This window comes from Geodermatophilus sp. FMUSA9-8 (genome assembly GCF_037034165.1).
GTDB classification, from domain to species: domain Bacteria; phylum Actinomycetota; class Actinomycetes; order Mycobacteriales; family Geodermatophilaceae; genus Geodermatophilus; species Geodermatophilus nigrescens.
In genome coordinates this window covers 462,061-482,768 of record NZ_JBAGKE010000002.1, presented here as the reverse complement: position 1 = coordinate 482,768, position 20,708 = coordinate 462,061, and the positions used below count along the sequence as shown (strand labels likewise).

Sequence of the window (20,708 nt, the reverse complement as noted above, 5' to 3'; positions counted from 1 at the left end):
GCCCGCGGGGGGCCCGCCCGGCAGACTGGTGCCCATGCGGCTCGGGGTGCTGGACGTCGGCTCGAACACCGTGCACCTGCTGGTGGTCGACGCCCACCGCGGCGCGGAGCCCACCGCGCAGCACGACGACCGCTGGCTACTGCGCCTCTCCGAGCACGTCGGCGCCGACGACGTGCTGTCCAAGGAGGGCGAGAAGGCGCTGGTCAAGGCCGTGCAGAAGGCCTGTGACCAGGCGGAGAAGGAGAAGTGCGACGAGGTCCTCGCGCTGGTCACCTCCGCCATCCGCGAGGCGCGCAACGGCATGGAGGTGCTGGACCGGGTCCGCTCGCGCACCGGCGTCGACCTGCAGGTGACCAGCGGGGAGGAGGAGGCGCGGCTGACCTTCCTCGCCGTCCGCCGCTGGTACGGGTGGAGCGCCGGGCGGCTGCTGGTCCTCGACATCGGCGGCGGCTCGCTGGAACTGGCGACCGGCACCGACGAGGACCCCGACATGGCGCTGTCGGTGCCGCTGGGTGCCGGCCGGATGACCCGCCGCTTCCTGCCCGAGGCCGCGACCGGCGGCCGTCCCGACCTCGCCGCCCTCAACGCGCTGCGCGAGCACGCCTCCGACGTGCTGCGGCCCGCGGCGAAGAAGCTGCGCGCGGCCGGGCCGCCGGACCTGGTGGCCGCGACGAGCAAGACGTTCCGCACGCTCGCCCGGCTCACCGGCGCGGCGCCCTACTCGGCGGGGCTGCGGGTGCCGCGGGAGCTCAGCGCCGACGGGCTGGGCCAGCTGATCGGCTTCGTCTCCCGGATCGAGTCCCGCGCGCTGGCCGAGCTGCGCGGCGTGTCGCCCGACCGCGCGCACCAGGTGCCCGCCGGTGCCGTGGTGGCGCAGGCCGCCATGCAGGCTCTGGATCTACCCTCCGTGCGGATCTGCCCGTGGGCCCTGCGGGAGGGCGTCATCCTCCGGCGGCTCGACACCCTGGGAGGCGCGTGATGTCACAGCCCGGTCCGGAGACCGGTGGCCGGCCGCTGGCCGACATCCTGCGCGAGGCGGGCATCGAGGCACCCCGCAGCGCCCGGCGCCGCCGCGGCGACACCGGTGACATCCCGGTCAAGCAGCGCCAGCGCGAGCCCGACACCGACGGCGGCCGCCCCAACCCCGGCCGGCGGGCCAGCGACACGGGCCGGGTCTCGGACACGGGCCGCGTCTCCGACACCGGCCGGAGGCGGGAGGCCGTCCGCCCGGCCCGTGACGCCGACCGGGACACCGGGCGCAGCGCCCCGGCGAAGGCCGGCCGCGGACCCGACGGCCCGACGACGGCCGCCATCCCCGGTCTCGGCGGGCCCTCGCGCAAGCCCGGCGTCCCCGGCGCCTCCGACCCCGCGCCCGCCACCGGCCCGATCCCCGTGACCCGGGCCGGCGAGACCGACGTCCTCGACGAGCCGCTCGGCGCCAAGGAGGGCGCGCTCGCCTGGCTGCGCTTCGCCGGCGAGCTGGTGCTGGCCCTCGCCGCCGGCGTCGGCATCTACTTCCTGTCCACCGTCGTCTGGGAGCAGCTGCCCCAGGTGGCCGTGGTGCTCGCCCCGCTCGCGGTGACCGCCCTGGTCGCCGGCGTCGGCGCCTGGCGCAGCCGCACCGGCCGGGAGCCGGTGGGGCCGAAGGTGGTCGCCGTCCTCGTCTTCGCCGGGACGCTGCTCACCATCGCCCCGGCCGCCGGGCTGCTCGCCGCCGCCTCCTGACGGGGCGAGCGGCCCGGCCGGGGCTCACTCGTCCTCGTCGTCCCCGGCGTCGGCCTGCGCGAACTGCTCCACGATGGCTGCGGAGAACGCGTCGAGGTCGTCGGGGTTGCGGCTGGTGACCAGGTTGCCGTCGACGACGACCTCCTCGTCCACCCACTTGGCGCCGGCGTTGCGCAGGTCGGTCTGCAGCGAGGGCCACGACGTCATCCGCCGCCCGCGCACGACGTCGGCCTCGGCGAGCACCCACGGCGCGTGGCAGATGGCCGCCACCGGCTTGTCCGCCTCGAAGAAGGCCTTCACGAACGCCACGGCGTCGGCGTCGGCCCGCACGAAGTCCCCGTTGATGACGCCGCCGGGCAGGACCAGCGCGGCGTAGTCCTCGGGGTCGGCCGAGGCGACGGTGGTGTCGACCTTCTTGGTGTCGCCCTTGTCGATGTGCTGGTACATGGTGATCGAGCCGCCGTCGAGCGACACGAGCTCCGGTTCGGCCCCCGCCTCCTCGAGCGCCTGCCACGGCCGCTCGAGCTCGACCTGCTCGACGCCGTCGGTCGCGAGCACGGCCACCTTCATCCCGTCCAGTTCTCCTGCCATGCGGGCGCGGCTACCCGGGGCTCCCGGGCGGCACACCCCGGCGCACTACGGTCCGACCGGTACCTCGACAGGCGGGAGCGGGCGGATGGGCGAGCGGCGGGGCCTGGCGGTCCTGGGCGGCGGCAAGATGGGCGAGGCGCTGCTGGCCGGGCTGGTGAGGCGGCAGGGCGCGGACGGCGTCGTCGTCTGCGAGCGGCACCCGGAGCGCGGCGCGGAGCTCGCGGCGCGCTACGGCATCGACGTCGTCGGCTTCGAGGAGGCGGCGGCGCGCTCGCGGGTGCTGCTGCTGGCCGTCAAGCCGCAGGACCTCCCGGCGCTGCTGGAGCGGCTCGCGCCGTCGGTCGGCCCGGGCCACCTGGTGGTGAGCATCGCCGCGGGCATCTCGACGGCGACCGTCGAGGCGGCCCTGCCCGCCGGCGTGCCCGTGGTGCGGGTCATGCCCAACACCCCGGCGCTGGTCGACGAGGGGATGAGCGTCCTGTCGGCCGGTGCCTCGGCCGGGGAGGCCGAGCTCGACGAGGCCGAGGCGCTGCTGTCGACCGTCGGCCGCGTGGCGCGGGTGCCGGAGTACCAGCAGGACGCGGTGACGGCGCTGTCGGGCAGCGGCCCGGCCTACTTCTTCTACCTCGTCGAGGCGATGGTCGACGCCGGCGTGCTGCTGGGCCTGCCGCGGGCGCTGACGACGGAGCTGGTCGTGCAGACGGCGCTGGGCTCGGCGGTGATGCTGCGCGAGTCCGGCGAGCACCCGGCCCAGCTGCGGGACGCGGTCAGCAGCCCGGGCGGGACGACGATCGCCGGCATCCGGGAGCTGGAGCGGCACTCGGTGCGCTCGGCGCTCATCGCGGCCATCGAGGCGGCCGCGCGGCGCTCGGTGGAGCTGGGCCGCGCCGACGGGAGCCGGTGACCGTACCCCGGCTCAGGCCGGGACGGGTGGACGCTGCGTCACCGTGTCGACACATCTACTCGTGGACGCGCCGATACGGCTGTGAAGCGAGTTGCATAGGTGTAGTTCTGCCAGGGACGGACCGTTCCCCGTGTTCGTTTCTTCCATCGCATCAGTCACGCGGGCCCCCCTACTCTCTGTATCAGCACGTGCGTGTCCCGTAGCCGGTGGGGAAGCCGGCGCCCGACTCGTGCTAGGTCCGGAGAGCTGATCATGACCATGCCCCAGCGCACCAACGCCGCCTACGTCCGCCCGGCCGTCCCCGGCCCGCGCCCGATGGCCCGCCCCATCCCGGCCGCCGCCGTCGCCCGCCCCGTGGGCCCGCAGCACCCCGCCGCCATGCCGGTCGGCCGCCCGGCCGTCCCGCAGCCGCGCGCCGCGGTCACCTTCCTGACCGTCGCCGAGGTCGCCAGCATGATGCGCGTCTCCAAGATGACCGTGTACCGCCTCGTCCACGCCGGCGAGCTGTCCGCCGTCCGCGTCGGCCGGTCGTTCCGCGTCCCGGAGCGCGCCGTCCAGGACTACCTGCGCGACGCCTACACCGACATCGCCTGATCGGTGCCCGCCTGACCGGGCCCGTCCCGGTCGCCGCGGCTCCCGGCCGTGGCAGCACCACCTGAGCACCACGCGGCACCACCGATCGACCGTCGATCGGCGCCCCCACCCCTCGGGGTGGGATCCGTCCGGCCCGGTTCCCGCGGCAGCGTCGCCGCGGGGGCGCCGGGTAGGCTCGGGCGCCGAGCGACAACCCCGGCCCCGGCCGGAACCGTCGCACACGAGCTGATCCACACTCGCGTGGCGTCCGGTTCCGCCCCTGCGGCCACCGGCGCACGCCACGCGGCCAACACGTCGGGAGCAGGACATGGGTTCGGTCATCAAGAAGCGCCGCAAGCGGATGGCGAAGAAGAAGCACCGCAAGCTGCTGAAGAAGACCCGCGTGCAGCGTCGCAACAAGAAGTGAGCTGACGCTCGTGCCGCCCGCGGTCGTCCTGGTCACCGGCGTGAGCCGGTGGCTCGGTGGCGCGCTGGCGGCCGAGCTCGCTCGCGACCCGGCCATCGACCGGGTCATCGGGGTCGACACCGTCCCCCCGTCGGCGGAGCTGCTCCGCCGCCTCGGCCGCACCGAGTTCGTGCGCGCCGACATCCGCAACCCGCTGATCGGCAAGGTCATCGCCACCGCGGGGGTCGACACCGTCGTCCACATGAACATCAGCTCCACGCCCGCCGGTGCCGGCGGGCGCGGGCCGATGAAGGAGCTCAACGTCATCGGGACGATGCAGCTCCTCGCCGCATGCCAGCGCGCCCCGTCGGTCCGCCGGCTCGTGCTCAAGTCGACCAGCGCCGTCTACGGCGCCTCGCCGCGCGACCCGGCCGTCTTCACCGAGCGGATGCAGGCCCGCCGGGTGCCCTCGGGCGGCTTCGCCAAGGACAGCCTCGACATCGAGGGCTACGTGCGGTCGTTCTCGCGCCGCCGTCCCGACGTCGGGGTCGCCGTCCTGCGGTTCACCAACTTCATCGGCCCGCGGATCGACTCGGTGCTCACCGGGTTCCTGCGGATGCCGGTGGTGCCCACGGCGCTCGGCTACGACGCCCGCGTGCAGCTGCTGCACGAGGACGACGCCCTCGGCGTGCTCACCCGCGCCACCACGGGCGGGTTCGCCGGCACCGTGAACGTCGGGGGAGAGGGCACGCTGCTGCTGTCGCAGGTCATCCGCCGCCTCGGCCGGCTCCAGCTCCCGGTGCCCTCGCCGGCGCTGGGGTCGCTGGGCCGGCTCACCCGCCGCTTCGGCTACGTCGACTACTCACCCGAGCAGATGCGCTTCCTCAACTTCGGCCGCGTCGTCGACACCACGGTGCTGCGCACCGAGTTCGGCTACACGCCCCGCTACATCACGTCCGAGGCCCTGGCCGACTACGCGCGCACCGTGCCGCCGGTCGTCGCGCCCGACCTGGTCGGCGAGCTCGCGGGCCGCGCGGAGGGCCTCGTCCACCGGGCCGGATCGGTCGCCTCCTCCGTGGCCTCGACCGTGGGCACCACCGTGCACGGGCGGCTGCGGCCGGCGCCGGCGCCCCCGGGACTGCGGGCGGTGCGGGATGCCTGAGGCCCGCGTCATCCGGTTGCGTCCCGACGACGAGCAGCCGCACGTCCCGCCGCCGTCGGACCCGAGCTGGGACGACCAGGTCGCCGGCGGGCTGGAGTTCCTCCGTCGCCGGCTGACCGGCGACTACGAGACCGACGAGTTCGGCTTCGACCCCGACCTCACCGACCACGTGCTGCTGCCGCTGCTGCGGCCGCTGTTCTCCCGCTGGTTCCGCGTGGAGACCTCCGGCGTCGAGAACGTGCCCACCGACGGCGGCGCGCTCGTGGTGGCCAACCACTCGGGCACGGTCCCGGTCGACGCGCTCATGGCCACCGTGGCGCTGCACGACGACCACCCCGCGCAGCGGCGCTTCCGGCTGCTCGGCGCCGACCTGGTGTTCGACCTGCCGGTCGTCGGCTCCCTGGCCCGCAAGTTCGGCGCCACGCTGGCCTGCAGCGAGGACGCCGAGCGACTGCTGTGCGGCGGCGAGCTGGTCGGCGTCTTCCCCGAGGGCTTCAAGGGGGTCGGCAAGCCGTTCCGCGACCGGTACACCCTGCAGCGGTTCGGCCGCGGGGGTTTCGTCACGGCGGCCCTGCGCACCGGCAAACCGATCATCCCGTGCGCCATCGTCGGCGCCGAGGAGATCTACCCGATGATCGGCAACGCGAAGACGCTGGCCCGCCTGCTCGGGCTGCCGTACTTCCCGGTGACGCCGACCTTCCCCGCGCTCGGCCCGCTCGGCCTCGTGCCGCTGCCGTCCAAGTGGCTGATCGCCTTCGGTGAGCCGATCGAGACGGCGTCCTACGGCCCGGCGGCCGCCGAGGACCCGATGCTGGTGTTCAACCTGACCGACCAGGTCCGCGAGACCATCCAGCAGTCGATCTACCAGCTCCTCCTGCAGCGGAGCTCCGTCTTCAGCTGACCGCGCCGGGCGTCCGGGCGGGTGTCCACGCAGCGCGGTGCGGCCCCACGTCCTGGCGCGTCGTGCGCACGAACCGTCGCGAGCGCGGGGTGGAGGGATGCCCGGCCGAGCGCCACGATCGGTGGTCGCCCGCGGGATGTGCACGTAGCGCGGTGTCCGGCCGCGCTCGGGCGCGGTGTGTGCACAAGACGTGGGGCGAGTGTGCGCCTGTCGGGGTCACGGGGTGGTCCGAGGCCCCGCCGGGCGCACGCTCGATCGCCGGCGGCGGGATGGGCACGCAGCGCGGTGTGCGGCCGCGTTCGAGCGCGATGCGTGCACGAAGCGCGGCGCGAGTGTGCGCCTGCCGGGGGCGCGGGGTGGCGCGGAGAGCCCGCTGGCTGCACTCCCGGTGGAGCGGTCAGACCGTCTTGCGGCGGCGGAAGGCCAGCGCGCCCCCGACGACGCCGCCGGTGAGCGCCGCCGCGGCCACCGTCGGGACGCCGATGCGGGCGGCCTTCCGGCCGGTGCGGAAGTCGCGGATCGTCCAGCCGCGGGACCGGGCGACGGCGCGCAGCTCGGTGTCGGGGTTCACCGCCACCGCGGTGCCGGTCAGCGACAGCATCGGCAGGTCGTTGGCGGAGTCGCTGTAGGCGGTGCAGCGCGAGAGGTCCAGGTCCTCGCGCTCGGCCAGCGCCCGCACCGCCTCCGCCTTGGCCTCGCCGTGCATGAGCTCGCCGACCAGCCGGCCGGTGTAGCGCCCGTCGACCACCTCCGACACGGTGCCGAGCGCGCCGGTCAGCCCGAGCCGGTGGGCGATGATCCGCGCCAGCTCCACCGGCGTCGCGGTCACCAGCCACACCCGCTGCCCGGCGTCGAGGTGCTGCTGGGCGAGGTTGCGGGTGCCCGACCAGATCCGGTCGGCCATCAGCTCGTCGTAGATCTCCTCGCCCGCGTCGACGATCTCGGCCACCTCGCGCCCGGCCACGAAGGCCAGCGCGGTCTCGCGGATCGTCAGCATGTCGCCGGCGCTCTCGTTGCCGGCGACGCGGAACTTGGCCTGCTGCCAGGCGAAGCGGGCGATGTCGCGCGAGGTCAGGTACTTGCGGGAGGCCAGGCCGCGAGCGAACCAGAACAGCGACGCGCCCATCATCATCGTGTTGTCGACGTCGAAGAACGCGGCCGCGGTGCGGTCGTGGACGACGGCCGGGACCGGCTCGACCTCGGCGGCGGCGGCCGACGCCAGACCGGCGACGTGCGCGCGGATCTCCTCCTCCGACGGCGTCGCCGCGTCGGACCGGCGGCGGCCGCGGAACGGCAGTCCCGGCACGGGCTCCCTCCCTGGCTCTGCGGCCCCGCCTCGCGGCGGTCCCCCGCGCCCGACCCTATCGGCCGCCGCCGGGCCACCCGTCGCGGCAGCAGGTCCCGCAGCAGGTGCGGCGGCCGGGCGTCAGCAGACCAGCGGCCAGACGCAGATCGGCAGCGGGAGGTCGACCAGCGGGCCCGGGGACGGCGACGACGTCGTCGGCCCCGTGCCGCCCGGGACCGGCAGCGGGGGCAGCGGCAGCCCCGGGGTCGGGGCCGGCGTCTGCGGTCCGCTGCCGCCGGTCGGCACCGAGGGCGTCGGCTGCGCGCCACCCGGGGGGGCGGGCGCCGGCGCCGGGGCGGGGGTGCCGCCCGTGGGGGAGGAGGGCTCGGGGTCCGCCGGCGGGACCGCCGGGGTCCGGCCGGCCGGCGGTTCGGCGGAGGGGGTGCCGGTGCCCGGTGCGGGGGCGGTGGGCGGAGCCGGCGCCGAGGGGGCGGCCGGCGCGGCGCCGCACTCGCCCGGCAGCGGGCCGAGCGCGTCGCGGCCGGCGGTGGCCGGACCGGACGGGCAGGTCAGCGCCGTCTGCAGGGCGGCGGTGCGGGAGCCGACCCGCTCCACGAGCGCGATCGACGTGCCGGCCTCGGCAGGCAGCGCGGCGCGGATGTCCGACAGCCCGGTGCCCTGCTGCTGCGCCCAGCCGCCGAGCACGGTCAGCGGCGCGGTGTCCGCGGCGTCGACGGCGGTGGTGAGCACGAGCGCTGCGCCCTCGGTGGTCTGCGCGTCCATCGTCGCGAGGGTGTCGCGGACCAGGTCGGCCGGCGGCGCGCCCCCGGTGGCCTCGACCAGCGCGTCGAGCTCCTGCAGCCGGGTGGTGGCGAACTCGAGCAGGGTCAGCCCTCGCTCGTCGCCGGCCAGCGCGAGCTGCGTCTGCTCGGTGCCGCGCTTGAGGCCGTAGAGGACGTCGCCGGGCTGCGCGTCGCTCGACAGCGCCACCAGCGTGCCGAGCGCGGTGACCGCCATCGCGACACCCGCGACCGTGGCCGCCAGGCGGGCGCGCCACGGGTTCGACCGCCGCCGGGACGGCGCGAGCCGGGCCAGGCCGCGGCGGGGCGCCGGCTCCGGGGTGCGGACGGCGGCCATCGCGACCAGCCGGGCGCGGGTGGCGGCGCGGAAGTCGGGCGCCGGGCCGTCGTCGAGGTCGGTGGCCAGGGCCCGCAGCCGCTCCTCGACGGCGAGCTCGCGCTCCTGCACGGACGCGCGGCGCGGCCTGCCCGCGGCGTCGTGCTCGGCGCTCACCTGAGGCCTCCGGTCGGTCGGTCGGGACGGGATCGACCGGAGCAACGACGCAGGTGGGGGGCCGTTACGGGGTACCGGCCGGTAACAACGGCGTGTCCCCCGCCCGGGGTCCCGGCGGTCACCGCAGCCCCTCCGGCAACAGGCTCGCCAGCCGGCGCACCGCCCGGTGCTGCAGCGCCTTGATGGCGCCGTCCTTCTTCCCCATGACCGCGGCGGTCTCCGACACCGAGAGCCCCTGCAGGAACCGCAGCGAGATGCACTCCTGCTGCTCGCTGCCCAGCTGCCGGATGCAGGCCAGCAGCTGCTCGTTGGTCAGCCGGGCGACGACGGCGTCCTCGGGCCCGTCGGTGGCCTGGTCGGCGTCGCGCATGTCCGCCGTCGTGACCTCCAGCCGGAAGCGGCTGCTCTTCACGTGGTCGCGGATGATGTTGCGGGCGATGGTCACGAGCCACGCGCCGACGTCGCGGCCCTGGAACGACAGCGAGTCGATGCGCCGCAGCGCCCTCACGAAGGTCTCGCTGGTGAAGTCCTCGGCCTGCGCCCGGTCGCCCACGCGGTGCAGCACGTAGCGGTACACCAGCGTCACGTAGTGGTCGTAGAGCTGCCCGAACGCCTCGGCGTCGCCGTCCTGGGCGCGGTGCACCAGCCCCCAGACGTCGACCCGGTCCCCGGGCAGCGCCTCCTCGAGGGCGGCGAGCTCCTCGGCCAGCGCGCCGTCGTCCTCGGCGTCCTGCGCCGGCCCGATCGCGGGAGGCTCGACCGCGGGAGGCTCGACGGGGGCCGCGTCCGCCGGCGGGGCGCCCTCCGCGCTGGCACGCGGCTGCGGCGTCGGGCGCGGACGCGGGCCGGGCCGCCGCCCGGTCGGGACGGCGGACGACCGCTCGTCCACCGGGCGCGACTGCGGCATGCGGGACGTCGACCTCCTCGTCGGCCCGCCGAGCGCGGACGGCTCGCCCGACGGGGGCCTCCCCAGCTCGGCGGGGTCCCGCGCTGCTGCGGGTCCTGCCCCATGGTGACAACATGACTGCGAACCGTCCACGCCGGGCGGTCGGCCGGTACTCCGCGGTACCTCCCCCGGGGGACCGCCTCGCCCGGAGGAGGTGCGCGTGACCCCGCCCGCCGCGCCCACGGGCCTCGCCGCGCTCGTGCGGGACGCCGCCCGCCGCCGCCCGGACGCGCCCGCCGTCGTCGACGGCGACACCCGTCTGAGCTGGGGCGAGCTCGACGCGCTGGTCGACCGCAGCGCCGCCGCCCTGGCCGCGCGGGGGCTGCGCCGCGGCGACCGGGTGGCCGTGCAGCTGCCCAACGGCGTCGCCTGGCTGCGCGCGGTCCTCGGGGCGCTGCGCGCCGGGCTGGTCGTCGTCCCGGTGAACACCGCCTACACCGACGCCGAGGTCGCGCACGTGCTGACCGACTCCGGGGCGTCGCTGCTCGTGGCCGCGGGGGAGCGGGAGCCCGTGGCCGGGGTGCCGGTGCTGGCCGGCCCGCCCGACGCCGACGGCGACCCGCCCGCGGACGACGACGACCCCGCCGCGCTGTCCTTCCTCGCCTACACCAGCGGCACGACCGGCCGCCCGCGCGGCGCGATGCTCACCGCGGCGGCGCTGCGGGCCAACCAGGAGCAGTGCCTGGCCCTCGACCCGCCGCCGGTGCGGTCCGACGACCGCGTGCTGCTGGTCCTGCCGCTGTTCCACGTCTACGGCCTCAACGCCGGCTTCGGCCTGGTCGCGGCCACCGGCGCCTGCGCGGTGCTGCTGCCGGCGTTCGACCCGCGGGCCGCGCTCGAGGTGGTCGAGCGGGAGCGGGTCACGGCCGTCCCCGGCGCGCCGCCGATGTACCAGGCCTGGCTCGCGGTGGCCGACGCCGAGGGCGGCGACACCCGGCTGCGCGCGGCCCTCGCCTCGGTGCGCATGGCCTCCTCCGGCGCCGCGCCGCTGCCCGAGGAGACCTGGACGGCGATGCTCGACCGCGCCGGCGTGCGCGTGTGGGAGGGGTACGGCCTCACCGAGGCCTGCCCGGTCGTGGCGAGCACCCTGGCCACCGGCCGGGCCAAGCCCGCCTGCATCGGCGGCCCGCTGCCCGGCGTGGAGGTCGCGCTGCGCGAGGCGGGCGGCGACCCGGACGGCGGCGACCCGGACGCCGGTGAGGGCCCGGGGGAGCTGTGGGTGCGCGGCCCCAACCTCTTCGCCGGCTTCTGGCCCGACGGCGCCGACGGGCCCGACGCCGCGGGCTGGCTGGCCACCGGCGACCTCGCCCACCGCGACGCCGACGGCGACCTGCGCCTGGTCGACCGGCGCAGCGACCTCGTGCTGGTCAGCGGCTTCAACGTCTACCCGGCCGAGGTGGAGCGGGTGCTCGACGCGCACCCCGCCGTCGCCGAGAGCGCGGTCATCGGCGTGCCCGACGCGCGCACCGGCGCCGCCGTCGTCGCCGTGGTGGTGACCGTCCCCGGCGCGGAGGTGGACGCCGCCGCGCTGCGGGCGCACGCCGCCGCGTCGCTGGCCCGCTACAAGGTGCCGACGACCGTGGTGTTCCGCCCGGCGCTGCCGCACTCGCTCACGGGCAAGGTCAGCCGCGCCCGGTTGCGCGAGCTCGGCCTGGAGACCGGCGAGCCGGCGACCGACGAGCCGGCGACCGGGGGCCCGGCGACCGGGGAGCCGTCGACCGGGGACGTGGCCCCGTGACCGGCCCCGAGGCCCGGCTGACGCTGCTCACCCGCGCCGGCTGCCACCTGTGCGTCACCGCCGCCGAGACCCTCGCGCGCCTCGCCGCGGAGGCCGGGGTGACCAGCCGGGAGGTCGACGTCGACGCCGACCCCGACCTGCAGGCCGAGTACGGCGACCGGGTGCCGGTGGTGCTGCTCGACGGCCGCGAGCACTCCTACTTCACCGTCGACGTCCCGCGCCTGCGCCGCGACCTCGGGACCGGCTGACCCCCGGGTCTCCCGTCATCCGCGCGGGTATGGTGTCGGACACAGGTCGCCGCATCCGCGCAGGCCCGGGGCCCGAGGGCCCCCGCGCGACTTTGTTCCTGCGTTCACAAGCGGTTACCGTGGCAGACGCCGGGCGGCCGACCGCCCGGATCCCCGATGTCGTCCGCCCCCCTCGGCTCCCGCCGTCGCCCGGGCGCGACCGCTGTGGAGTAGGCCCGTGATGCAGTCGCGGCCCCGGATCCCGGAGGCCACCGTCGCCCGGCTGGCCGTGTACCTGCGGGTGCTCACCGGCCTGGCCGACGGCGGTCGGCGCACCGTCTCCTCCGGCGAGCTGGCCTCCGCGGCCGGCGTGAACCCGGCCGGCCTGCGCAAGGACCTCTCCCACCTCGGCCCCTGCGGCACCCGCGGCGTCGGCTACGAGGTGTCCACCCTGCGCGACCGCATCGCCGGCGTGCTCGGCATGGAGACCGCCCACGCCTGCGTGCTCGTCGGCATCGGCAACCTCGGCGCGGCGCTCGCCGGCTACGGCGGCTTCGGCAGCCGCGGCTTCGAGTTCGTCGGGCTCTTCGACGCCTCGCCGGCCCGGGTGGGTCAGCAGATCGGCGGCCTCCCGGTGCGCCCGGTGGCCGAGCTCGAGGACGTCGTGGCCGCCACCGGGGCGACGATCGGGGTCATCGCGACACCGGCCGAGGTGGCCCAGCCGGTCTGCGACCGGCTGGCCGCGGCCGGGGTGAGGAGCATCTTGAACTTCGCGCCGGTGACCCTGAGCGCGCCCGCGGGGGTCGACGTCCGCCAGGTCGACCTCTCCGTCGAGCTGCAGGTCCTCGCCTTCCTCGACAAGCAGCGCGGCGCCGTCCCCGGCATCCGGCTGGACGCCCTCGCGCCCGCCGGGGGGATGGCATGAGCCTGCTGTCGGTCGGCATCAGCCACCAGACGGCGCCGGTGGCGCTGCTCGAGCAGTTCGCCATGACCACCGACGACAAGGTCAAGGCGCTGCACGAGCTCGTCGAGAGCGACCACGTCAGCGAGGCGCTGGTCCTCGCCACCTGCAACCGCATCGAGGTCTTCGCCGAGGTCGACCGCTTCCACGGCGGTGTCGCCGAGGTCAGCCGCGTGCTGGCCCGCCAGTCCGGCGCCGGCGTCGAGGAGCTCACCCCGTACGTGACCGTCCACTACGAGGACCAGGCCGTCGCGCACCTGTTCACCGTGGCCGCCGGGCTCGACTCGATGGTCGTCGGCGAGACCCAGGTGCTCGGCCAGCTGCGCGCCGCCTACGCCCTCGCCCAGGAGGAGGGCACGGTCGGCCGGTCGCTGCACCCGGTCGCCCAGCACGCCCTGCGCGTCGGCAAGCGCGTGCACTCCGAGACCGGCATCGACCGCGCCGGCGCCAACCTGGTCACCGTCTCCCTCGACCACGCGGAGGACCGCGTCGGCCCGCTGGCCGGCCGCCGCACCCTGGTCGTCGGCGCCGGCTCGATGGGCGCGCTGGCCGCCACCACGCTGTCGCGGCGCGGCGCCCTGGTCACCGTCGCCAGCCGCTCCCCGGAGTCCGCCGCGCGCCTCGCCGCCGCCGTCGACGGCGGCACCGCCGAGCTCGCCGACCTGCGCGCGGCGATCGCCGACGCCGACGTCGTGGTCACCTGCACCGGCGCCACCGGCCTGGTCGTGGGCACCGACGTCGTCGCCGCCGCCATGGCCGACCGCGGCGGGCGCCCGCTGGCCGTCGTCGACCTGGCCCTGCCGCGCGACGTCGACCCCGGCGTGGCCGCGCTGCCCGGCGTGCACGTCGTCGACCTGGCCCTGCTGCAGGGCGAGCGCTCGGCCGCCGGCGAGGACGGCGCCGGCCCGGTCGCCGCCGACGACGTCTCCGCCGCGCACGCCCTCATCGAGGCCGAGACCGCGCTGCTGCGCGCCGAGCGGCAGGCCGCCGCCGTGGCGCCCACCGTCTCCGCGCTGCGCAGCCAGGCCGCCGAGGTGGTCGACGCCGAGCTGCTGCGCCTGTCCACCCGGCTGCCCGACCTCGACGCCCGCGCCCGCAGCGAGATCGCCCGCACCGTGCGCCGCGTCGTCGACAAGCTGCTGCACGAGCCCACCGTGCGGGTGAAGGAGCTGGCCAGCACGCCCGGCGGCGTCGACTACGCCGACGCCCTGCGCGCGCTGTTCGGCCTGGGCCTCGACGCCGAGGTGCCCGCCGACGGCCCGCGGCTGGCGCAGGCGGTCGCCGTCGACCCCGACGACCTGCGCCCCGGCGGTGCCGCGTGAGCCCGCAGACCACCGCGACCCTGCGGCTGGGCACCCGCGCCAGCCAGCTGGCCCGCACCCAGTCCCAGACCGTCGCCGACGCGCTCAGCGCGGCCGCGGGCGTCCCGGTCGAGCTCGTGCACATCAGCACCGAGGGCGACCGCAACTCCGCGGCGATCGCGCAGCTCGGCGGCACCGGCGTCTTCGTCACCGCGATCCGCCGGGCGCTGCTCGAGGGCACCGTCGACGTCGCCGTGCACAGCTACAAGGACCTGCCCACCGCGCCCGAGCCCGGCCTCGTGCTGGCCGCCGTCCCGCCGCGGGAGGACCCGCGCGACGCCCTCGTCGCCCGCGACCGGCTCACCCTCGGCGAGCTGCCGGCCGGCGCGCGCGTCGGCACCGGCGCCCCGCGCCGCGTCGCGCAGCTGCGGGCGCTGGGCCTGGGGCTGGAGATCGTGCCGATCCGCGGCAACGTCGACACCCGCATGGCCCGCGTCGTCCCCGGCGACCTCGACGCCGTCGTCCTCGCCCGCGCGGGGCTCGCCCGCCTCGGCCGGCTCGAGGTGGTCACCGAGACCCTCGACCCGCTGCAGGTGCTGCCCGCGCCCGCGCAGGGCGCGCTCGCCGTCGAGTGCCGGGCCGACGACGAGCGCACGCGCGCGCTGCTCGCCGCGCTCGACGACCCCGACACCCGCGCCGCCGTGCTCGCCGAGCGGACCACGCTCGCCGCGCTGGAGGCCGGGTGCAGCGCCCCCGTCGCCGCCTACGCGGAGCTCGCCGAGGGCGACGACGGCCCGGAGCTGTACCTGCGCGCGTCGGTGACCGCGATCGACGGCAGCGACGGCGTCCGCGGCTCGCTCACCGGCCCGGTCGGCGACGCGGAGCGGCTCGGCCGCGAGCTCGCCGCCGACCTGCTCGACCGCGGCGCCGCCGCGCTCATGGCGGCCTCCCGGTGACCCGCCGGGACCCGCACCCCCAGACCCCCGCACACGCCCTCCCCAGGGCATCGACCCCCAGAAGGACCAGGAGCTCGCGATGACGCGCTTCCGCAAGACCCCCGGCCGCGTCGTCTTCGTCGGCGCCGGCCCCGGCGACCCCGGGATGCTGACCGCCCGGGCCACGGCCGCGCTGGCCGAGGCCACGGCCGTGCTCGTCGACCCCGACGTGCCGGCCGCCCTCACCGACGCCGTCCGCGAGGAGCGGCCCGGCCTCGAGCCGACCACGGTCAGCGGCGAGCCGGCCGAGGTGGCCAAGACCGCCGTCGCCGCCGCCAAGAACGGCGACGTCGTCGTCCGGCTCGTCGCCGGCGACCCGTACACCTCCGAGGCCGCCGTCAAGGAGGTGCTCGCCGTGTGCCGCACGTCGGTGCCCTTCGACGTCGTCCCCGGCGTCGCCCCGTCCACCGCGGTGCCCGCCTACGCCGGCGTCGCGCTCGGCGGCACCTCGCTGACCGCCGACATCCGCGACGGCGGGACCGACGTCGCCGCGCTCGCCACCGCGGCCGCCGCCCTCGGCGCCCCCGTGGTGCTGCAGGCCGGTGCCGAGCAGCTCCCCGACGCCGCCACCCGGCTCGTCGAGGGCGGCCTGTCCGGCAGCACCCCGGTCGTCGTCACCACCGGCGGCTCGGGCACCGGCCAGAGGAGCGTCACCGCCAAGCTGTCCGCCGTCGCGGAGAAGACCGCCGACCTCGGCGGCCTCACCGGGCCGGTCGTGGCCACCGTCGGCTCGGCCGTCGACAAGCGCGGCAAGCTCTCCTGGTGGGAGAGCCGCCCGCTGTTCGGCTGGCGGGTGCTCGTGCCGCGCACCAAGGACCAGGCCGGCGAGATGAGCGAGCGGCTGCGGGCCTACGGCGCGGTGCCGGTCGAGGTGCCGACGATCGCCGTCGAGCCGCCGCGCAGCGCCGCCCAGATGGACCGCGCCGTCAAGGGCCTGGTCACCGGCCGCTACGGCTGGATCGTGTTCACCTCCGGCAACGCCGTGAAGGCCGTGCGCGAGAAGTTCGCCGAGCTCGGCCTCGACGCCCGCGCGTTCGCCGGCGTGAAGGTCGCCTGCGTCGGCGAGCAGACCGCCGAGGCGGTGCGCTCGTTCGGCATCGTGCCCGAGCTCGTCCCCTCGGGCGCGCAGTCCAGCGAGGGCCTGCTGGCCGACTTCCCCGAGTTCGACGACGTGCTCGACCCGATCAACCGGGTGCTGCTGCCGCGCGCCGACATCGCCACCGAGACCCTCGCCGCGGGCCTGCAGGAGCGCGGCTGGGAGATCGACGACGTCACCGCCTACCGGACCGTCCGGGCGGCCCCGCCGCCGGCGCCGGTCCGCGAGGCGATCAAGGGCGGCGGCTTCGACGCGGTGTGCTTCACCTCGTCGAGCACCGTGCGCAACCTGGTCGGCATCGCGGGCAAGCCGCACGCCAAGACCGTCGTCGCGGTGATCGGCCCCGCCACCGCCGCGACCGCGCAGGAGTTCGGCCTGCGGGTCGACGTGCAGCCGGAGACGGCCGCCGTCGCGCCGCTGGTCGACGCGCTGGCGGAGTACGCCGAGGCCAAGCGGGCGGAGGCCGGGGAGTGACCCCGGCGCAGGGCGGGGCGGTCCCGGGCTTCGCGCGCGGGCGCCGGCTGCGGTCGACGCCCGCGCTGCGCCGCCTCACCGCGCAGACCCGGGTGGCCCCGGCCGACCTGGTGCTGCCGGTGTTCGTCAAGGAGGGCATCTCCGAGCCGGTCCCGATCGGCTCGATGCCCGGCGTCGTCCAGCACACGACCGACTCGCTGCGGAAGGCCGCGCACGAGGCGGCGGAGGCCGGGATCGGCGGCCTCGTCCTCTTCGGCATCCCCGCCGAGAAGGACGAGGCCGGCTCCCAGGCCGACGCCGCCGACGGGATCGTCAACGTCGCGCTCCGCGAGCTGCGGGCCGACCTCGGCGACGAGCTGGTCCTCATCGCCGACCTGTGCCTGTGTGAGTACACCTCGCACGGGCACTGCGGCCTGGTCACGCCCGCAGGCGTCGTCGACAACGACCCGACGCTGGACCGCTACGCCTCGGTGGCCATCGCCCAGGCCGAGGCCGGCGCCCACGTCATCGCCCCCAGCGGGATGATGGACGGGCAGGTCGCGGCGATCCGCCGGGCGCTGGACTCCCGCGCCTTCACGGAGACGCCGATCCTCGCCTACGCGGCGAAGTACGCGAGCGGCTTCTACGGCCCGTTCCGCGAGGCCGCCGAGGGGGCGCCGCAGTTCGGCGACCGCTCGACCTACCAGATGGACCCGCCCAACGCCGACGAGGCGCTGCGCGAGGTCGCGCAGGACCTCGCCGAGGGCGCGGACGCCGTCATGGTCAAGCCCGCGCTGCCCTACCTGGACATCGTCACCCGGGTCGCCGACGCCGTCGACGTCCCGGTCAGCGCCTACCAGGTGAGCGGCGAGTACGCGATGGTCGAGGCGGCCGCCGCCAACGGCTGGATCGACCGCGAGCGGGCCATCCTCGAGACGCTCACCGCCATCCGGCGGGCCGGCGCCGGCCAGGTGCTCACCTACTGGGCGGTCGAGGCCGCGCGGCTGCTCACCCGCTGACCGTGGGACACGTCGAGCCCGGGGGCTCCTGGCGGCCGTTCTGGACGGTCGCCGGGGTCCTCGGGCTCCTCGGCGTCCTGGACCTGGTGCTGCCCGGGCCCGACGTGCCGCCGCTGCTGTGGCTGGTCGCCGTCGTCGCGGTCCTCGGCGTCGTCGCCTCCGGCTGCCTCGCCGGGCGACGGGCGTGGACCGTCCGGGTCGACGCCGCGGGCCCCGACGGCGCCCTGTCGGTGGGCCGCGAGCGGGTGCCGCTGGCCGACGTCGACGCCGCCCACCTGCGCGCCGTCCGCGAGGGGACGGCGGGCGTCGACGCCGGCGCGTCCGTGCTCGGCGGCGGCTGGTCGGTGCCGCGCGGGCGCACCGGGCTGCCGCTGCGGCTGACCGACGGGCGCACCGTGCTCGTAGCCACGAGGGACCCCGCGGCGCTGACCGCGGCCCTGCTCGCCGCGGTGCCGGGGAGCGCCCCGCCGCCGAGCCCGATGTCACACCCCGCCGACCGCGACACCCCCGACGGCCGCCCGGCCGGCAGGGGGACACTGGGGCCGTGACCTCGCTGGACACGACCCGGTACGACTACGCGGCCCCCGTCTCGGCCGACCTGTTCGCCCGCGGGCAGCGCCTCACCCCCGGCGGGGTCAACTCGCCGGTGCGCGCCTTCCGCGCCGTGGGCGGCACGCCGCGCTTCATGGCGCAGGCGCAGGGGCCCTGGCTCACCGACGCCGACGGCCGCCGCTACGTGGACCTCGTCGCCTCGTGGGGGCCGATGATCCTGGGCCACGCCCACCCGGCCGTCGTCGAGGCGGTCACCGCGGCCGCCCGCCGCGGCTTCTCCTTCGGCACGCCCACCGAGGGCGAGCTGGACCTCGCGCAGGAGATCGTCGACCGCGTCGCCCCGGTCGAGCGGGTGCGGCTGGTCAACTCCGGCACCGAGGCGGTGCTCTCCGCGCTGCGCCTGGCCCGCGGCGCCACCGGCCGCCCGCTGGTCGTCAAGTTCGCCGGGAACTACCACGGTCACGTCGACGCGCTGCTGGCCTCCGCCGGCTCCGGCGTGGCCACCCTCGGCCTGCCCGACACCCCCGGCGTCACCACCGGCGCGGCCGCCGACACGATCGTGCTGCCCTACAACGACGTCGCCGCGGTCGAGGCCGTCTTCGCCGAGCGCGGGTCCGACATCGCCGTCGTCGTCAGCGAGGCGGCGCCGGGCAACATGGGCGTCGTCCCGCCGCTGGACGGCTTCAACGCCTCCCTCCGCCGGATCACCGCCGAGCACGGCGCGCTGCTGCTGCTCGACGAGGTGATGACCGGCTTCCGGGTGTCCCGCTCGGGCTGGTACGGCCTCGACCCCGTCGACGCCGACCTGTTCACCTTCGGCAAGGTCATGGGCGGCGGGCTGCCGGCCGCGGCGTTCGGCGGCCGCGCCGACCTCATGGAGCAGCTCGCTCCCGTCGGGCCCGTCTACCAGGCCGGCACGCTGTCGGGGAACCCGGTCGCCGTCGCCGCCGGGCTCACCACGCTGCGGCACTGCACCGACGAGGTCTACGCCCGCTGCGACGAGGTCGCCGTGACCCTGCGCGGCGCGGCCAGCGCGGCGCTGTTCGCCGCCGGCGTCCCGCACCGCGTGCAGCAGGCCGGCTCCATGTTCTCGGTGTTCTTCGTCCCCGACGAGCGCCAGGTGCGCGACTACGACGACGCCCGCACCCAGGACGTCGCGGCGCACCGCGCCTTCTTCCACGAGATGCTCGCCCGCGGCGTGTACCTGCCGCCGTCGGCGTTCGAGGCCTGGTTCGTCAGTGCCGCGCTCGACGACGAGGCCGTGGAGCGGGTGCTCGACGCGCTGCCCGCCGCCGCCCGCGCCGCCGCGGCCGCCGACCCCGCCGACGCGCCGTCCGACGAGGACGCCAAGGACGCCCAGGAGCTGCAGCCCTGATGGAGACGACGGTCGTCCACCTGCTGCGGCACGGGGAGGTGCACAACCCCGAGGGCGTGCTCTACGGGCGGCTGCCCGGCTACCGGCTGTCCGAGGCCGGCGAGGACATGGCCCGCCGGGCCGCCGAGTGGCTCACCGGCCGCGGCGTCACGCACCTGGTGTCCAGCCCGCTGGAGCGCGCTCGCCAGACCGCCGCGCCGGTCTCCGACGCGCTCGGCCTGGACGTCGCCGTCGACGAGCGGCTCATCGAGGCCGGCAACGCCTTCGAGGGGCTGCGGGTGGCCGGCGGCCGGGGCGTGTTCCGCTCGCCCGGCAACTGGTGGCGGCTGCGCAACCCGGTGCGGCCCTCGTGGGGCGAGCCGTACGTGGAGATCGCCGCCCGGATGCTGCTCGCCGTCGAGGCCGCCCGCGACGCCGCGCGCGGCGGGGCCGCCGTCTGCGTCAGCCACCAGCTTCCGATCTGGACGCTGCGACTGCACCTGGAGGGCAAGCGGTACGCGCACGACCCGCGCCGCCGGCAGTGCGGGCTGGCCAGCGTCACCTCGGTGACGTACGAGGGCGACTCCGTCGCGCGGATCGACTACGCCGAGCCGGCGGGGGCCACCGACCCCGACGCCGTCCCCGGCGCATGAGACGCGCCCTGCTGGCCGCCGCGGCCGCGCTCGCCGTCCTCACCGGCTGCTCCACCGGCGACGACCAGGTCGACGTCACCAACGGCGGGCAGTTCCGCTTCGTCGCCGGCACCCCCGCCGGCGAGGTGATCCCGGAGGGCGAGCGCCAGTCGGCCCCCGACTTCGGCGGGACGCTGCTCGGCGGCGGCGACTGGACGTCCGACGAGCTCGACGGGCAGATCGCCGTCCTCAACTTCTGGGGCTCGTGGTGCGCGCCCTGCCGGGTGGAGACGCCGCAGTTCCAGGAGGTCTACGCCGAGGTCCGCGACGAGGGCGTGGAGTTCCTCGGGCTCAACGTCAAGGAGGCCGACGAGCAGTTCGGCCAGGCGTTCGTCGACACCCAGGGCATCGAGTTCCCCTCCCTCTACGACCCCGCCGGCGAGGTCGCGCTGACGTTCCGGGACTACCCGGCCAACGCGATCCCGTCCACGATCGTGCTGGACCGGGAGGGCCGGGTCGCGGCCGTCTACACCGGCGAGGTGTCGCAGGACGACCTGCGGGCCGTGCTGGACCTGCTGCTCGGGGAGGGCTGAC

General features: G+C 76.7%; 22 protein-coding genes. 18 read left to right on the top strand and 4 right to left on the bottom strand.

What is annotated here, in order from left to right; all coding sequences use genetic code 11:
- The first annotated feature begins 34 nt into the window (after window positions 1–34).
- On the top strand, window positions 35–979 hold the full coding sequence (locus tag WA616_RS06595; protein ID WP_336028354.1) for a Ppx/GppA phosphatase family protein: 945 nt from the start codon (window positions 35–37) through the stop codon (window positions 977–979).
- The gene (locus tag WA616_RS06590) at window positions 979–1,725 is read left to right on the top strand and encodes a hypothetical protein (RefSeq protein ID WP_336028351.1); all 747 of its coding nucleotides are present in this window, start codon (window positions 979–981) and stop codon (window positions 1,723–1,725) included. The genes WA616_RS06595 and WA616_RS06590 overlap by 1 nt, the downstream gene beginning before the upstream one ends.
- Before the next feature lie 24 nt (window positions 1,726–1,749).
- On the opposite strand, the gene WA616_RS06585 is transcribed toward WA616_RS06590, so the two are convergent.
- Window positions 1,750–2,316, bottom strand: a complete 567-nt coding sequence (locus WA616_RS06585) for a type 1 glutamine amidotransferase domain-containing protein (RefSeq protein ID WP_073421256.1) — start codon at window positions 2,314–2,316, stop codon at window positions 1,750–1,752.
- Between the two features lie 85 nt (window positions 2,317–2,401).
- Here WA616_RS06585 and proC point away from each other — a divergent pair, with 85 nt between their 5' ends.
- From proC to WA616_RS06560, 5 genes are all read left to right on the top strand, one after another.
- Window positions 2,402–3,220 carry a pyrroline-5-carboxylate reductase gene (proC, locus tag WA616_RS06580; protein WP_073421257.1) on the top strand — a complete coding sequence of 273 codons (819 nt, stop codon included), beginning with the start codon at window positions 2,402–2,404 and terminating at the stop codon, window positions 3,218–3,220.
- A gap of 252 nt (window positions 3,221–3,472) precedes the next feature.
- Complete coding sequence (locus WA616_RS06575; protein ID WP_245794646.1) at window positions 3,473–3,814, top strand: helix-turn-helix domain-containing protein; 342 nt, start codon at window positions 3,473–3,475, stop codon at window positions 3,812–3,814.
- A 307-nt stretch (window positions 3,815–4,121) separates the two neighbouring features.
- Window positions 4,122–4,220 (top strand): 30S ribosomal protein bS22, encoded by a 99-nt coding sequence (locus WA616_RS06570; protein WP_012854759.1) that lies wholly within the window; start codon window positions 4,122–4,124, stop codon window positions 4,218–4,220.
- Window positions 4,221–4,230: 10 nt separating this feature from the next.
- Entirely contained in the window at window positions 4,231–5,361 is a 1,131-nt protein-coding gene (locus tag WA616_RS06565; RefSeq protein WP_336028336.1) for an NAD-dependent epimerase/dehydratase family protein, read from the top strand.
- The gene (locus tag WA616_RS06560) at window positions 5,354–6,262 is read left to right on the top strand and encodes a lysophospholipid acyltransferase family protein (protein ID WP_336028333.1); all 909 of its coding nucleotides are present in this window, start codon (window positions 5,354–5,356) and stop codon (window positions 6,260–6,262) included. The genes WA616_RS06565 and WA616_RS06560 overlap by 8 nt, the downstream gene beginning before the upstream one ends.
- 397 nt (window positions 6,263–6,659) lie before the next feature.
- Here WA616_RS06560 and WA616_RS06555 read toward each other — a convergent pair whose 3' ends face one another.
- The 3 genes from WA616_RS06555 to WA616_RS06545 form a co-directional block, all read right to left on the bottom strand.
- On the bottom strand, window positions 6,660–7,568 hold the full coding sequence (locus tag WA616_RS06555; RefSeq protein ID WP_336028331.1) for an HAD family hydrolase: 909 nt from the start codon (window positions 7,566–7,568) through the stop codon (window positions 6,660–6,662).
- A gap of 120 nt (window positions 7,569–7,688) precedes the next feature.
- Entirely contained in the window at window positions 7,689–8,840 is a 1,152-nt protein-coding gene (locus WA616_RS06550; RefSeq protein ID WP_336028328.1) for a DUF5667 domain-containing protein, read from the bottom strand.
- A gap of 118 nt (window positions 8,841–8,958) precedes the next feature.
- On the bottom strand, window positions 8,959–9,747 hold the full coding sequence (locus tag WA616_RS06545) for a sigma-70 family RNA polymerase sigma factor (protein ID WP_336028326.1): 789 nt from the start codon (window positions 9,745–9,747) through the stop codon (window positions 8,959–8,961).
- 199 nt (window positions 9,748–9,946) lie between these two features.
- Between WA616_RS06545 and WA616_RS06540 the strand changes: the two genes are divergently transcribed.
- The 11 genes from WA616_RS06540 to WA616_RS06490 all read left to right on the top strand — a co-directional run bounded on the left by WA616_RS06540 (window position 9,947) and on the right by WA616_RS06490 (window position 20,707).
- Complete coding sequence (locus tag WA616_RS06540; protein WP_336028324.1) at window positions 9,947–11,524, top strand: class I adenylate-forming enzyme family protein; 1,578 nt, start codon at window positions 9,947–9,949, stop codon at window positions 11,522–11,524.
- Window positions 11,521–11,772 (top strand): glutaredoxin family protein, encoded by a 252-nt coding sequence (locus WA616_RS06535; protein ID WP_336028322.1) that lies wholly within the window; start codon window positions 11,521–11,523, stop codon window positions 11,770–11,772. The genes WA616_RS06540 and WA616_RS06535 overlap by 4 nt, the downstream gene beginning before the upstream one ends.
- Window positions 11,773–11,992: 220 nt before the next feature.
- Window positions 11,993–12,676 carry a redox-sensing transcriptional repressor Rex gene (locus WA616_RS06530; RefSeq protein WP_336028320.1) on the top strand — a complete coding sequence of 228 codons (684 nt, stop codon included), beginning with the start codon at window positions 11,993–11,995 and terminating at the stop codon, window positions 12,674–12,676.
- Window positions 12,673–14,034 carry a glutamyl-tRNA reductase gene (locus WA616_RS06525; protein ID WP_336028318.1) on the top strand — a complete coding sequence of 454 codons (1,362 nt, stop codon included), beginning with the start codon at window positions 12,673–12,675 and terminating at the stop codon, window positions 14,032–14,034. The genes WA616_RS06530 and WA616_RS06525 overlap by 4 nt, the downstream gene beginning before the upstream one ends.
- Window positions 14,031–14,969 carry a hydroxymethylbilane synthase gene (hemC, locus tag WA616_RS06520; protein ID WP_336028315.1) on the top strand — a complete coding sequence of 313 codons (939 nt, stop codon included), beginning with the start codon at window positions 14,031–14,033 and terminating at the stop codon, window positions 14,967–14,969. Before WA616_RS06525 ends, hemC begins: the two co-directional genes overlap by 4 nt.
- Before the next feature lie 79 nt (window positions 14,970–15,048).
- Window positions 15,049–16,578, top strand: coding sequence for a uroporphyrinogen-III synthase (locus WA616_RS06515; protein WP_336028312.1), 1,530 nt, complete (start codon window positions 15,049–15,051; stop codon window positions 16,576–16,578).
- Entirely contained in the window at window positions 16,575–17,576 is a 1,002-nt protein-coding gene (gene hemB / locus WA616_RS06510; protein WP_336028311.1) for a porphobilinogen synthase, read from the top strand. Before WA616_RS06515 ends, hemB begins: the two co-directional genes overlap by 4 nt.
- Before the next feature lie 2 nt (window positions 17,577–17,578).
- Window positions 17,579–18,124 carry a hypothetical protein gene (locus WA616_RS06505; protein ID WP_336028308.1) on the top strand — a complete coding sequence of 182 codons (546 nt, stop codon included), beginning with the start codon at window positions 17,579–17,581 and terminating at the stop codon, window positions 18,122–18,124.
- Window positions 18,121–19,503: a glutamate-1-semialdehyde 2,1-aminomutase gene (gene hemL / locus WA616_RS06500; RefSeq protein WP_073421268.1), complete on the top strand. Its 1,383-nt coding sequence runs from the start codon at window positions 18,121–18,123 to the stop codon at window positions 19,501–19,503. Before WA616_RS06505 ends, hemL begins: the two co-directional genes overlap by 4 nt.
- Entirely contained in the window at window positions 19,503–20,135 is a 633-nt protein-coding gene (locus tag WA616_RS06495; RefSeq protein WP_336028303.1) for a histidine phosphatase family protein, read from the top strand. The genes hemL and WA616_RS06495 overlap by 1 nt, the downstream gene beginning before the upstream one ends.
- Window positions 20,132–20,707, top strand: a complete 576-nt coding sequence (locus WA616_RS06490) for a TlpA family protein disulfide reductase (RefSeq protein WP_336028301.1) — start codon at window positions 20,132–20,134, stop codon at window positions 20,705–20,707. Before WA616_RS06495 ends, WA616_RS06490 begins: the two co-directional genes overlap by 4 nt.
- Window position 20,708: the final 1 nt, after the last annotated feature.